This window comes from Collimonas sp. OK307, assembly GCF_900113705.1.
Lineage (GTDB): Bacteria > Pseudomonadota > Gammaproteobacteria > Burkholderiales > Burkholderiaceae_D > Collimonas.
The window spans coordinates 25756-38521 of record NZ_FOQI01000023.1; the positions used below are offsets into that span (position 1 = coordinate 25756).

Annotated in this window: 14 protein-coding genes; 7 read left to right on the forward strand and 7 right to left on the reverse strand. The window is 54.8% G+C overall.

Annotated features, from left to right (window positions below):
* Positions 1-45: 45 nt before the first annotated feature.
* Entirely contained in the window at positions 46-1578 is a 1533-nt protein-coding gene (locus tag BM205_RS21980) for an MDR family MFS transporter (RefSeq protein WP_092416998.1), read from the reverse strand.
* Positions 1579-1705: 127 nt separating this feature from the next.
* Here BM205_RS21980 and BM205_RS21985 point away from each other — a divergent pair, with 127 nt between their 5' ends.
* The 3 genes from BM205_RS21985 to BM205_RS21995 all read left to right on the forward strand — a co-directional run bounded on the left by BM205_RS21985 (position 1706) and on the right by BM205_RS21995 (position 3676).
* Positions 1706-2407: a TetR/AcrR family transcriptional regulator gene (locus BM205_RS21985; protein ID WP_092416999.1), complete on the forward strand. Its 702-nt coding sequence runs from the start codon at positions 1706-1708 to the stop codon at positions 2405-2407.
* A 76-nt stretch (positions 2408-2483) separates the two neighbouring features.
* A complete protein-coding gene (locus BM205_RS21990; RefSeq protein ID WP_092417000.1) occupies positions 2484-3122 on the forward strand; it encodes a LysE family translocator in 639 nt (212 codons plus the stop codon).
* Between the two features lie 56 nt (positions 3123-3178).
* Positions 3179-3676 (forward strand): GNAT family N-acetyltransferase, encoded by a 498-nt coding sequence (locus BM205_RS21995; protein ID WP_175511354.1) that lies wholly within the window; start codon positions 3179-3181, stop codon positions 3674-3676.
* Between the two features lie 90 nt (positions 3677-3766).
* Here BM205_RS21995 and BM205_RS22000 read toward each other — a convergent pair whose 3' ends face one another.
* Entirely contained in the window at positions 3767-4075 is a 309-nt protein-coding gene (locus tag BM205_RS22000; protein WP_092417031.1) for a DUF1272 domain-containing protein, read from the reverse strand.
* Between the two features lie 76 nt (positions 4076-4151).
* The gene (locus tag BM205_RS22005) at positions 4152-4532 is read right to left on the reverse strand and encodes a tautomerase family protein (protein WP_092417002.1); all 381 of its coding nucleotides are present in this window, start codon (positions 4530-4532) and stop codon (positions 4152-4154) included.
* Positions 4533-4792: 260 nt separating this feature from the next.
* Here BM205_RS22005 and BM205_RS22010 point away from each other — a divergent pair, with 260 nt between their 5' ends.
* Both BM205_RS22010 and BM205_RS22015 read left to right on the forward strand, forming a co-directional pair.
* Complete coding sequence (locus BM205_RS22010) at positions 4793-5851, forward strand: YncE family protein (RefSeq protein WP_139227357.1); 1059 nt, start codon at positions 4793-4795, stop codon at positions 5849-5851.
* 30 nt (positions 5852-5881) lie between these two features.
* Positions 5882-6685 (forward strand): GNAT family N-acetyltransferase, encoded by an 804-nt coding sequence (locus BM205_RS22015; RefSeq protein WP_092417004.1) that lies wholly within the window; start codon positions 5882-5884, stop codon positions 6683-6685.
* A 96-nt stretch (positions 6686-6781) separates the two neighbouring features.
* On the opposite strand, the gene BM205_RS22020 is transcribed toward BM205_RS22015, so the two are convergent.
* Positions 6782-8167: an NCS2 family permease gene (locus BM205_RS22020; RefSeq protein WP_092417032.1), complete on the reverse strand. Its 1386-nt coding sequence runs from the start codon at positions 8165-8167 to the stop codon at positions 6782-6784.
* Between the two features lie 430 nt (positions 8168-8597).
* Between BM205_RS22020 and BM205_RS22025 the strand changes: the two genes are divergently transcribed.
* Together BM205_RS22025 and BM205_RS22030 are read left to right on the forward strand one after the other, a co-directional pair.
* A complete protein-coding gene (locus BM205_RS22025) occupies positions 8598-9371 on the forward strand; it encodes a DUF3050 domain-containing protein (protein WP_092417005.1) in 774 nt (257 codons plus the stop codon).
* 191 nt (positions 9372-9562) lie between these two features.
* Entirely contained in the window at positions 9563-10156 is a 594-nt protein-coding gene (locus BM205_RS22030) for a hemerythrin domain-containing protein (RefSeq protein ID WP_092417006.1), read from the forward strand.
* A gap of 54 nt (positions 10157-10210) precedes the next feature.
* Here BM205_RS22030 and BM205_RS22035 read toward each other — a convergent pair whose 3' ends face one another.
* From BM205_RS22035 to BM205_RS22045, 3 genes are all read right to left on the reverse strand, one after another.
* Complete coding sequence (locus BM205_RS22035; RefSeq protein WP_092417007.1) at positions 10211-11278, reverse strand: M29 family metallopeptidase; 1068 nt, start codon at positions 11276-11278, stop codon at positions 10211-10213.
* A gap of 167 nt (positions 11279-11445) precedes the next feature.
* The gene (gene modA / locus BM205_RS22040) at positions 11446-12252 is read right to left on the reverse strand and encodes a molybdate ABC transporter substrate-binding protein (RefSeq protein WP_092417008.1); all 807 of its coding nucleotides are present in this window, start codon (positions 12250-12252) and stop codon (positions 11446-11448) included.
* Between the two features lie 170 nt (positions 12253-12422).
* The gene (locus BM205_RS22045; protein WP_092417009.1) at positions 12423-12689 is read right to left on the reverse strand and encodes a hypothetical protein; all 267 of its coding nucleotides are present in this window, start codon (positions 12687-12689) and stop codon (positions 12423-12425) included.
* Positions 12690-12766: the final 77 nt, after the last annotated feature.

Genomic DNA, 12766 nt, shown 5'->3' on the forward strand with positions numbered 1-12766 from the left:
TTTGCCGTCAGTTTTGAGGATGTCCGGTTTCAATGAAATGAGATCTTACGATCCGGCTTTTTTCAGTAACGGGATATCCTCGAACAGCCATGCCAGCGCAAACGCCAGCGCGATCAGGCACCCTGCGCTGATATAGACCGTGCTCAGTGCTCCGCCAAACGCTTGCAGATAATCGTCACGCAGTACGGCGGGTAGATGATGCACCGTTGCGGGACCGAAGGTCTGAGGCAGTTCTGTGCCGGCTGGAATGAGCGCAGCAAGCCGTGTATGTAATCCGTGCGTGAACAACGCACCGAACGCGGCGACGCCGATCGAACCGCCAATCGAACGGAACATCATCGCACCGGATGTCGCAACACCCATGTGTTTGAAGGACACGCTGTTCTGCACCGCAAGCACAAGCACTTGCATCACCATGCCGAGTCCGGCGCCGAGCAGACCCATGTACAAATACATTACGTGGATCGGCGTGGTGTTATCCATGGAGGCGAGCAGGAACATCCCGATACAGGCAATGAATGTGCCGATGATCGGAAAGTAGCGGTATCTGCCGATCTTGCTGATGATCTGTCCACCGATGATCGATGTGGTTAACAAGCCGCCCATCAGCGGCAGCAATTGCATGCCGGCTTCCGATGGAGTCGAATTTTTGACGACTTGAAGATAGAGCGGAAGGAAGGTTACCGACCCGAACAACGACATGCCCACGATGAATCCGATCAGACTGCTCAACACGAAGGTACGCTGGCGAAAGAGTTCGAGCGGTATGATTGGTTCAGCCGCGAGACGTTCTTCATAGATGAAACCGCCGATCGACAAGAAACCAAGTGCCAGCGTGAACCATAGTTGTGGCGAAGACCATGGCAGGATCGTGCCGCCCTGGCTGGTAAACAGGATGATGCAAGTCAGCGCGGATGCGAGAAATGCCGCCCCCATATAGTCGATCTGGTGCTTTATGCGCACGATGTGCGGCTTGAATACGGCGCCGATCACTAGCAGCGCGATGATGCCGAGCGGCAGGTTGATATAGAAGATCCAGCGCCAGGACAAATGCTCGACCAGAAAGCCGCCGATGAGTGGGCCGACCACAGTCGCCAGCCCGAACACGCCGCCAAACATGCCTTGATAGCGGCCGCGCTCGGCAGGCGGAATGATGTCGCCGATTGCGGCCATCGTCACCACCATCAGGCCGCCGCCGCCAAGCCCCTGGATCGCACGCAGGATCACCAGCTGTGGCATGTTCTGCGCAACCCCGCACAGAGCAGAGCCGAGAAGGAATAACACGATTGCCGCCTGCAAGACGATCTTGCGGCCGAACAGGTCGCCGAATTTTCCATAGAGCGGTACGACGATGGTCGATGCCAGCAGGTAGGAGGTAACTACCCATGACAGGCTTTCAAGGCCGCCCAGGTCGCTGACAATCGTCGGCAATGCGGTCGATACGATCGTCTGGTCGAGGGCCGCGAGCAGCATCACAAGCAGTAGCGCCGAAAAGATGAGGCGAATCGGCGGATGATTTTGCGCGTGATCGTTTGTCGAGCCGGCGTTTTCAATAAGCGCAGGATTGTCAGCGTTCATAAGAAGGAAGGGGGAGGGGAAATCTGGTTGAGATTAATTAAACGATCATTTAATATATGTTAAATTCCTTGCATAGTCAAATGCTCGAATGGTTAAATTGTCGAATGGTTAAATTGTCAAATCGCAGATGGTAAAAAGAAAATCCACCGAGCCCGCAGCATTCGCGCCGGAGGCAGCGGTGGCCCCACGCGCTGCGGCAAAGCGGCCCGGGCGGCCGGCGGGCAGCGTGCGCGGGCCCGAGCAACGCAACCGCCTGCTCGATACGGCGCTGGTATTGTTTGCGCGGCAAGGCATCGCCGATACGACGCTCGCCTCCATTGCGCGCGAAGCCAAGGTGACGCCGGCGATGGTGAATTACTACTTCACCAGTCGCGATCAGTTGATCGACGTGCTGGTCGAAGAGCGTTTTCTACCGGTAAAAGCGGCATTGGGCGGCGTGTTCCAGGCCCACCCGAGCGATCCCGTGGCTGCCATCACGGAACTGACGCGACGGTTTGTCGATATCACAACAACTTATCCGTGGTTTGCGCCGCTATGGCTGCGCGGAATAATCACGCATGACGGCCTGATCAAGCAACGGATGCACGAGCGCGTCGGCGATGAAGACCAGAAGGCCGCGCTTCAATGCATCAAACGATGGCAACGCGAAGGGTTGCTCAATTCCGATCTGGAACCAGCGCTGATATTCATGTCGCTGATGGGGGTGACGATTCTGCCACTCGCAGCAATCATGACGCGGCAGATCGGCCCGGCAGGGCGTCCAGTTGATGCCGGGGCAATTGCCCGGCATGCGATCTCTCTGCTGGTGCATGGGGTGGGGCCGCATTAAGCGCAGCCGCCTAAGGCGATTCATATGGACATGCTATTCTTATGAGCAGCAATTTCATCATCATATGGAGCCGCCCATGAGCCCGCTAGCCGCAATTACCGCCATCCTCGCCGCGTTATTGATCGGCGCGATGAGCCCGGGACCAAGCTTTGTCATGGTTGCCCGTAATTCCATCGGCCTGTCGCGTCGTGATGGACTGGCGACCGCTCTTGGCATGGGAGTTGGCGGCGTTTTTTTTAGTGGAATTGCATTGGTTGGACTGTATTCATTGCTGGCGTCTGTCACCTGGCTTTATGTGGGCCTGAAAGTTGCCGGCGGGGTGTACCTGGTTTATATCGCCTCTAAAATCTGGCGCGGCGCGTCAGCGCAACTCACAGTTGATAACGGCTCGTCCGCAGACCCGGCGAATGTACGGAAGTCCTTCGTGATGGGACTCAGTACACAGTTGAGCAATCCGAAGACAGCCATCTACTATGGCAGCATCTTTGCAGCCTTGCTGCCACAGCATCCTCCCCTGTGGTGTTACCTGGCGCTTCCACCTATGGTTTTCGCGATTGAAGCAGGGTGGTATACGATTGTCGCACTGTGTTTTTCCAGCAGGCGTCCGCGCGAATATTATTTGAAAGTCAAAGTATGGGTTGATCGCGTAGCTGCCGGTGCAATCGCAGCTCTCGGACTTCGGCTGATATTCACGGCGCACAAGGTTGGACTTTAATGGCGGAATTTAACGCTGGCGCATCGACATCCGATCAAACGTTTTGTGGAGTGAGTGTGACATCAGAAATACAGGTACGAATCAGGAATTTTGATCCTATCGAGAGAGATTCTGTTGATGCGGTGGTCCGCGGAGCGTGGACAGAGTTGATCGATCTGATGCCGCAGGGAGACCAGCTTGCCGCCCGGCTCGGGTCGCTGACGGAACATGCCGATCAAAGCGAAATTATCGTAGCCGAGTTGAACAGCCAGATCGTCGGGGCAGTCGGTTATGTCGGCGCGCATCAACCTAAACCTGGTTTTTTTCAAGCCGATTGGCCAATGGTCCGCATGTTGTCTGTTGCGCCCGGATATCGTGGACTCGGGTTGGGTAAGCAATTGCTGGAAGAGTGCGTCGCAAGGGCAAAGCGCGATGATGCTCCGGTCCTCGCATTGCATACTACCTCTGTCATGAAGGCCGCCCAGCGTTTGTATGTCGAATGTGGGTTTGAGAAAATAAAAGAGCTGCCTCTTCTGTTTGGGGTGCCGTGCGCGCTGTACACGAAAACGCTGTAGATAAGAGTTCCGGCTGTGATCCTGCAACAGCGATGGAGACTCCGGGAGCGGTCGCTCTCGGAGCTTCAATGCAGGGTAGCGCTTTGCACGCTATCGCTTCTCGGCTGGAATGGACTTGATTGCTGCCGCGAACAAGGCGTGGGCGTCCAGATCAACTGGCCGATACTTGATCTTGGTGCTGGCTGGATTTTTTCCAAGGAAATTGTCGTTCTTTAAATTTTTTGCCGGTCTGACCGGCCTTGGAACAAAGCCGCCACCGCAGTTCGGACAAACGTTTTCCAAAATATCATTGACGCAATTCGCGCAAAACGTGCATTCGTAGCTGCAAATTCGTGCTTCCAGGGATTCGGGCGGCAATCCCTTATTGCAGTGCTCGCAAGTAGGTCTGAGTTCCAGCATTTTGTCCTTTCGTGACGGCGTATAACGTTGCATAAATCGCGGCTCGGGCTAACACTATCGAGTAGGTGATCCTGGCTCAGGCATACTGAGCCTCTCCGAAGCCGAACGACCAGTTTTCCTTCGCTACTTCCACCAGGCTTATAAAAACGTCTTCAGGTCTGACGCCGGGTTTGTCTGCAAGCCGCTCGGCGATAGCTTTATACAAGGCTCTCTTCTGATCTAAGGTACGCGTGTTGTTTGCGGTGATCTGGATAATCACAAGTCGATCTGAACGATGGATGCCCAGATAGTCGGCGCCAAAATCGAACTCGCCATCTCCGTGCTGATGTACCGTCATGAATCGGTCGTTCTCCGGAACGTTGAACGTCTCCCGCATGGCTTCATATATACCCGACATGATTGCCTCGCGGTATTCAACGGATGTTCCGTGTTTCAGGGAAATGCGGGTAAGCGGCATGTTTGCTCCTGGCTAGAAGGTTAAATCGAACGATTCTGATTGATTGCAGTTTTCACAGATGGCGGCATCCTATTTTATCTTTAAGATTCCGGTTGTTTATGCAAATATGTGCTGACGCTATAAACAGGGCAGCCTTGGCGTCATATCAGCATTACTGACATCCTAATTGTGCGCTAACTATTCTTGATTAGTCTGAGTCCGGCTCATATGTAAAAAATATCGTCCGTCACCGGACATTCATCTAACCAATTATCGAGTACATGAAAAACTTCAGCCTCAGCAGGTCGACTATCGTTACCATCGGCGCCCTCATGTTAATGCAGGCTGCGCTGGTCCCGGCGGTTCTGGCCGCCACACCAGATAACTACAAGATAGTGGCGCGTTTTCCCGTCACAGGAACTGAAGGATGGGATTACCTGGCTATCGACAGCAAACGGGATCACCTGTTTGTCAGCCGTTCTGATCATGTCCAGGTGCTCGATACCAAGTCAGGGGAAGTGGTTGCCAACATAGTCGATACCGCTGGCGTCCACGGCGTGGCGATCGCGCAGGACTTGAATCTTGGATTTACCAGTAATGGCAAGTCAGACACGATAACTGTTTTTGAACTCGATAGCCTTCATACGATCGATACGGTGAAGACGACCGGCGCCGGACCCGATTCGATACTTTATTATCCTCAGTTAAAGCAGATTTACAGCTTCAACAGGCGCGGTGAAAGTGTCACGATAATCGATGCTGTTACGCGCAAGGTCATCGATACGCTACCCATTGCCGGTCATCCGGAGTTCGCGGTCAGCGACAGCCAAGGGCATGTTTTTTTCAATGTGGAAGACAAGAACGAAATTGCCGTTATTGATGCGCAATCTTCAAAAATTGTGAAGCACTGGAAAATGGCTGCATGCGATGGACCGAGCGGGCTGGCGATCGATGACAAACATCACAGATTGTTTTCGGTATGCGGCAACAAGAAAATGACGGTTGTCGATTCCTTGTCGGGAAAGGTCGTTACCACCGTGGCGATCGGGGAGGGGCCGGACGCTGCTGCTTTTGATCCTGATTCGGGACTCGTATTTGTTTCCAATGGCGGTGGCACGTTGACAATGGTGCATCAGGATACAGCGGATAAATATACGGTAAAGGCCAACCTTGCCACGCAAAAAGGAGCGAGGACATTGGTCCTCAACCCGGACAGTCATCTTGTCTACCTGGTGACCGGAAAATTCGGCCCGGCGCTGGCACCCACTTCGAAGGTTCCTCGTCCGCGTCCTCCGCTGTTGCCTGAAACCGTGAATGTATTGGTTGCCGCGCCAAATTAAGCGCCAGTTAAAAAGTAAATTCAGAAAAAAATGATGATTAACCGTGGCATCGAGACCGATCTGATGTTCAATCGTGTCGTTGGCAGCGTGATTCAGCAGGGTGGCTACACGGTTGTGCGGACACCCAATTCTCCGGATTACTATTTCGGAAACCTGCTCGTGCTGAGCCGTGCTCCGCAGGACGGAGAGCGCGAACAGCTCGAGTCTGATTTTGCCCAATTCGTCGGCACGCCGCCGCATATCAAACATCGTACGTTTTTGTGGCCGGTTGTCGGAGATGAAGAACCTGAATTGAATTCATTCATCGGTGCCGGATATGAATTTAATGAAAACATCGTTCTTATCGCCACTCCGGCAGATCTGGTTTGGCCGGCACAAGAAAACCGGACTGTCACGATCCGTCGCTATAGAGATAGAGACGATTGGTCGAATTGGACAGAGATGCAAGTCGCCGACAACTCAGGTAAATTTCCTGAGCCGGAGTTCCTCAATTATTTGGCTGGGAAACAAGCGGTGTACGAGCGAATGATTGCCGATAATCGTGGCGATTGGTGGGGCGCATTTATTGAGGACAAGCAGGTGGCCAATCTTGGATTATTCTTCGACGGTGAAACCGCTCGTTTTCAATCGGTGCATACCGCGCCGTCTCATCGCAATCAAGGCGTCTGTCGTACGCTGGTGCATCATGTTGCCCTGGAGGGTTTCCAACGCGCCGTGCGATTGGTGATGGTTGCAGACGAAAATTATCATGCTGCACGCGTCTACGAGTCGCTGGGATTCCAGCGCAGCGAGCGCATGGCTAGTCTTTGCTGGTGGCCGAAAGAAAGTCGATAGCCCCCCCCAAAAAAAAAGCAGCACCCGGAGGCGCTGCCATAAATCGACAATTCAAGGAGACCCGAAAAGTCGAAGTTACTTTGAAAATGTATAACCTTAGATCGCCCAGCCGCCAGCATAGAAGGCTGCCAGTGCGATAGCAATGGCGACGGTACCAACGTTCAGTTTGCGGAACTCGCCAGACACGATACGGCCGATCACCAGTGTGCAGAAACCCAGCATGATGCCCGTTACGATATTGCATGTCAGCACAATGAACACCGCGCACAGCAGACCGGACAAGGCATCGACCGTGTCATCCATATGCATGCGGCTCACACTGCCCAGCATCAGCAAACCGACATACATCAGTGCAGGAGCTGTCGCATAGGAAGGCACCAGGCCAGCCAGCGGCGAAAAGAAAATGACCGCGAGAAACAGCAGGCCGACTACGACTGCCGTCAGGCCGGTGCGGGCGCCAGCGGCTGTACCTACCGTCGATTCAATATAAGCAGCAGCAGGTGCGCCACCGACCAGAGAAGCAAAAATCGAACTGAGCGAATCGGCTGTCAACGCTTTACCGCCATTGTTGATATAGCCCTTTTCATTGACCTGGCCGGCTTGGCCGGCGACAGCGCGAATCGTGCCGGTAGCATCGAACACCGCCGTCATCACCAGCGCCAGCACACTTGGCAACACTGTCATGCTCAGCGCGCCCTTGATATCCATCGAACCGATCAATGAAGCGTGGCCTGGGGAGCTCAGCGCCGGCATAGCAAACACGCCGGTAAATTTGACTGCAGGATCGAAGATCAGGCCGATGACGGACAAGGTGACAACTACCAGCAGGATGCCGCCAGGTACGCGGCGCCGTTCAAGGCCGAAGATGGCTGCCAGGCCGAGGATGCTCATCACCACAGGGAACGCGGTAATGTGGCCGAGTGCTACCGGCAAGCCGGGACCGGCATTTTTTACCACCATGCCGACTTCGCTGGAGGCGATCAGCAGCAAGAACAAACCGATGCCGACGCCGGTGCCATGCGCAACGCCGGACGGCAGGTTTTGCAGGATCCAGGAACGGATGCCGGTCACGGAAATGGCGGTGAACACCAGGCCCATCAGGAATACCGCGCCAAGGGCTACGGAGGGCGACAACCCTTTGCCGAGCACCAGGCCGAAGGCGGTGAACGCGGTCAGCGAAATCGCGCACCCGACGGCGATCGGCAAACGTGCCCACAGGCCCATCAGCAACGAGCCGAAAGCGGTCGTCAGGCAAACCGCAACGAACACGCCGCTGACATCGAAGCCGGCGCGGCCCAACATGCCGGGCACGACGAAAACGGAATAGACCATCGCCAGGAAAGTGGTGATGCCAGCCACCACTTCACGACGCGTGGTACTGCCGCGGGCGGTGATCTGAAAGTATTGATCGAGTTTGCCTTCGCCGACGGCGATAGGATCTCCCAGGCCCACGACAGGCTGGGGCTGGAGTTGTTGTTCCATCATGATCGAGCTGCTCCTTATATGTCCTTGAAGCGGCCGTGACTCGACCGTCATCAGGGTGTCTCGTGTTATGTTTTGACTAGCCAGCCCGAACCCAGGTAGCTGGACTGCTCGTCATTTGAAGGGGTGATGAGTTCGGTGAATACAGCTTAGGGTATTGATGTAGCCAACCCATCATGAAGGCTTAATAGCCGCCATTTGCATTTCCATATGCGGAGAACGGACGGCAGAGCCGCGAAGCCGCTTGCGTCTGCCTCGGGAAGTCTCGGTTCCAATCAGCACGGAATATATCAGCTTGACCGCATCCGGACGGCTCGGGCTGGTTCGTCACGCTGATTTAATGTATATAATTATATTATATTGCCACACGGAAACAATTATGTCATTGTCGTTTTGCACACATATGTGTGTAACTTAACGTGGAGATGACATGACAACAACCGTCGAATCACTGCAACTTATCCTTAAAGACAAGCACGAGTTATTGACCAGCCATGCGGTGTTTTCCGCTATACGAACCGAGGCAGATCTGCGCCTGTTCATGGAGTGGCATGTTTTTGCAGTGTGGGATTTCATGTCGCTGGTCAAGCGCTTGCAAGCGGATCTGACGACGACTTCGGTCCCGTGGTATCCGCCCGCCAATCCGCATGCAGCGCGGTTGATCAACGAGATAGTGCTGGGAGAAGAGTCGGATCTGACGCCCAAGGGCGCCATGACGCATTTTGATCTTTACCTGTCGGCGATGCAGGAGATAGGCGCCTCGACCCGCCAGATCAGTCAGTTTTTAACCATGATCAAGAAAGGCGACACGCTTGCCTCCGCCTTGAATCGGGCGGAAGCGTTACCGGCGATCCAGCGCTTCGTAACTTCCACCATCACCATGTGCAAGGACGGCCAGACCCATCAGGTGGTGGGAAGTTTTTTCTATGGGCGGGAAAATGTCATCCCCGATATGTTCCATGCCTTGCTCAAGACCTGGCGCATAGATCCGGCGACAGTGCCCGAACTTACCTTCTATCTGGAACGGCATATCGAGGTCGACTCAGGCGATCACGGTCCCGCCGCGCAGCGCATGATCGATGAGATTACCGGCAACGATCCAGCCCAGATCCGCGAAGTGCTGGAGGCGGGTATCCGAGCCATCGACGAGCGGCATCAGCTGTGGGACAGCCTCCTGATAGCTTTGCAGCAGTGTTCTTCCTGATGACTGGCTAGTAGCCGACCGTCCAGGCCAGATGCGATTGTCTGGTTTGGACAGTCAAGCTGTGAAAAGTATTAAAAAAATTACATTCGAGAAATTTATTTCCTCATGGAATTTAATGTACTATTGTTATGGGAAGGCAATTATAAAAATCAGCAAGTGCACCTTTTACGTGGGAACTGGGGAGAATAAAAATGTGGCTGAAATCAATTTTCAACAAACCCGCAACCAGTAAGCAAGACGAGGAGGCGCGCGAAGTTGTCAGGAATTCAGTCAGCCCCCAGCCGCCGGCCAGAAGAGCAGTGCCGTTAATGGAGCGCGCGGAACTGCTGCAACCGGCGAAAAGCGCCAACAATCAGATTCAATACGATGAAAAGCTGATTCCCCAGCTTAAGAGCGATCATGCGGCCCTGCTGTTGATGTATTCCTCGGTGGCGAACAAGATGAGCGCCGGCGCCTGGGATGCTGTGCCAACGTCATTGCGCGAAATGCGCATGGCGATGTACGGCCATCTGCTGACCGAGGGCGTCAAGTTGTATTCGTATATGCGGCGCAGCCTGGCGGAGGAGCAGAATCTGCTCGAAGTCTATCGCTCATATAAAAAAGAAATGGATGGCATAGGCCGCGTCGCCTTTGATTTTTTCGACAAATATCAAGGCAAGGATTGGCTGGCGTCGCCGGATGCGCGCTCGTCGTTCAAGGCTGAATTCGCTAACCTCGGCACTGTGCTGGTCGACCGCATCACACGCGAGGAAAATATTCTCTATCCTTTGTACATGCCGTCGTAGGTGGTGCCAACCGGGTACTAACCGGTTTGCCAGACGGCCACGCCTGGCCTTGGTTCAGATCTGCCAGGCGCCGTTGCGATAAACCTGTTCGTCATCAAGGTAGACGGCTTCAGTTACCGCAAAAACATCGATGTGATATCTGGCGCTTGCGCGTTTGATATTGGCCTTGTTGTAGACGCCGTGTTTGGCGCCGAGTGACAGGTGGATGCCGCACATGCGTTCGTAGGTACCGATATCGCTGACCATCCGGTCCCGCGAAAACGCGCGATTCATGCCGAAACCCAGCTCCCGCAGCCATACTTCACCTTCGTCGGCGCGGATATTGGCTAGTACCTGATCGAAATCGGGAGTTGAATCCAGCACGTCGGTGACGCGGCCCTTGTTGATCACCAGGGTGATGGGATGCGCCGGCTGGTTAACCCGGAACGAGGTGTCGCCAAAAACAAAGATACGTACGCGTCCGTTCACCGCTTCCAGGTCTTGCGCTTCGGTGAACACTTCACCGATGGGAAACTGGCCGCCGACATTGTTCATTTCGCTGTAGTCGCCGATGTTCAGTTTGGCCGGCTCGAACGGCGACGCAAACACCAGGCGCTCGCCACCGCTGTCGACGACGCCCATGCGGGCGTTGTCGATCCGCGCTTTCAGCGCATAGCCGACGCCGCGGTAGTAGCCGGGGTCATACGCCAGCGACTCGATGTAGTAGAGCGCTTGCGCCCCCGGCATGCGCGACAGATGCGGATGTTCTATCACCTTGAGTGCACGCTTGAACAGTTCGACGCGGATCCGGAACGCCTCCAAACGGAAGTTGGTCGATTGAATCAGCACCACCAGGTCGTTCGCCCCAAGTACCGCAAAAGCGGCGAGCACTGCATCCGGTGTGACGGCATCGAAGTCGATGAATGTCGCATCCGGCAAGCAGCGCCGGTAGGCTTCGGTAAGCGCGATGGCGAGTTCGCAGCGCGTGTCCGATACAACCACGGCAGCACGCGGCGGCGCGTGCTGGATTGTCATTGAAAGGATGTCGCGCAGATGCTTTTCTGCCGCGTCAATCGCTTCCTCTGGGATCGTTTCCGCGTTTGCCGTGCCGACGCCTTCTTCGTTTGCTGTTGGATTGATCATCAATTTACCGTATCGGGAAGCTGGGGAGCACAGTGTCATAAGACCAAGTCTTGGTGACCGGGCAACTCCTGCTGGATCGGTATTTTAATCGACAACCGCCGTCGGGGCTGGTTTTTGGCGGATTGCGGGCTGATTACGAACAGATTGCGAGGCGATCATGGCCAAGGTTAGAGCGGAGAAAAACCGTAAGCTGCAAAGGTTTTCTGTGCTTCCGGACTAAGCAGGAACAGGGCAAAGCGATAGGCTGCGTCGTGCGTGCCAGCTGGCTTGTTCAGCACGGTCAAGCCGAAATCGGCTGCAATCGCGAGCTCCGGGGGCAGCACAACTTTAGTGAGCGTACTGTCGGCGACAGTTTGACGCGAGCTGCAATAGCCGATAAAGGCATCAACTCGTTTTTCTTCAAGAAAATACTTTACCGGCTCCCGCCCGGCCGGGACTGCCGGGCTGTGGCGGCCGCCCACCAGTTGCTGCGCTTTGGATTCGAGCAGTTCTTTGGCGCCTGGCCGGATTGCGCCGGCTTTGGCAAATAACTGCCAGGCGTAGTCGCCGCCGGGATCAGCCTGGGGTGTCGAGGTGCCGAATTTGACATTCGCGTCCAGCAGTTTACTCAGAAGGTTTTGCGCGCTTAACGCCAGCTCCGGCCGTGCCAGGACGCACACGCTATTACGAGCAAACACCAGTGCCGGAATCGCCTTGCCTTCGCGGGCCAGCTGCTGCGGATGCGCCATGTTCGCGGATGCAAAAACATCTACTTTTTCACCGCGCTCTATGCGCTCCAGCAACAGGCCGGAAGGGCCGAATACCGTCTCAACCGACTCACCGGTGCTGGCGCCGAACTGTTTCGCCAGCACGGTTAGCGGGCCGGTCAGGCTGCCGGCAGCAAATACCTTGATTGGATCTTGAGCCTGGGCTTGGCTGGCGACGGCGCCCAGCAAGGCGAGTGCAATCAGTGTGCGGTTGAATAATGTGGACATGGGTGGGATTTGTTTCGCTTGAGGAGATGGAGTTTTAATTTCGATATATTTTACGGTATACAGCGAAAGATAGGAAAACAGCCATCGTTTCGGTTGTTTCGACTCCTGCTCAAGATGCGCACCTTTGACGTGCGCATCTATCTGCTTCTATCCGCCTCGTTCTTACACCATCAGGCTGAGAGGCCCTTGGCAAGCAGTTCGGCTACCAATTGATTGAGATCCAGTTCGCGTTCTTTAGCCAGGGTTTGCAGCTGCTGCACCAGATCGCCGTTCAGTTTGACCGCAAACGGCACCAGCCCCGCTGCCTGATCACGCTTACGCTGCTCGCGGCGGTCGACCACTGTGGTATCGCTGCCGCCAAAAGCGGAAGCCCCTGGGGCCGCCATCTTTCCCATCAGTTTTTTGGCATCGCTCTTTGCCATTCCGGTTTTTTTCACTATTGATATCCTGGTTGATAAACGTTATTCGATTGCGCACAGTATAAGCTCGGCTTCACTGTGGCGGTGTTTTCCCT

What these genes read in the sequence shown, in the direction of transcription:
- BM205_RS21980 (WP_092416998.1), bottom strand. Translation starts at nt 1,578, where the DNA reads ATGAACGCTGACAATCCTGCGCTTATTGAAAACGCCGGCTCGACAAAC.
- BM205_RS21985 (WP_092416999.1), top strand. Translation starts at nt 1,706, where the DNA reads ATGGTAAAAAGAAAATCCACCGAGCCCGCAGCATTCGCGCCGGAGGCA.
- BM205_RS21990 (WP_092417000.1), top strand. Translation starts at nt 2,484, where the DNA reads ATGAGCCCGCTAGCCGCAATTACCGCCATCCTCGCCGCGTTATTGATC.
- BM205_RS22000 (WP_092417031.1), bottom strand. Translation starts at nt 4,075, where the DNA reads ATGCTGGAACTCAGACCTACTTGCGAGCACTGCAATAAGGGATTGCCG.
- BM205_RS22005 (WP_092417002.1), bottom strand. Translation starts at nt 4,532, where the DNA reads ATGCCGCTTACCCGCATTTCCCTGAAACACGGAACATCCGTTGAATAC.
- BM205_RS22010 (WP_139227357.1), top strand. Translation starts at nt 4,793, where the DNA reads ATGAAAAACTTCAGCCTCAGCAGGTCGACTATCGTTACCATCGGCGCC.
- BM205_RS22015 (WP_092417004.1), top strand. Translation starts at nt 5,882, where the DNA reads ATGATGATTAACCGTGGCATCGAGACCGATCTGATGTTCAATCGTGTC.
- BM205_RS22020 (WP_092417032.1), bottom strand. Translation starts at nt 8,167, where the DNA reads ATGGAACAACAACTCCAGCCCCAGCCTGTCGTGGGCCTGGGAGATCCT.
- BM205_RS22025 (WP_092417005.1), top strand. Translation starts at nt 8,598, where the DNA reads ATGACAACAACCGTCGAATCACTGCAACTTATCCTTAAAGACAAGCAC.
- BM205_RS22030 (WP_092417006.1), top strand. Translation starts at nt 9,563, where the DNA reads ATGTGGCTGAAATCAATTTTCAACAAACCCGCAACCAGTAAGCAAGAC.
- BM205_RS22035 (WP_092417007.1), bottom strand. Translation starts at nt 11,278, where the DNA reads ATGATCAATCCAACAGCAAACGAAGAAGGCGTCGGCACGGCAAACGCG.
- modA (WP_092417008.1), bottom strand. Translation starts at nt 12,252, where the DNA reads ATGTCCACATTATTCAACCGCACACTGATTGCACTCGCCTTGCTGGGC.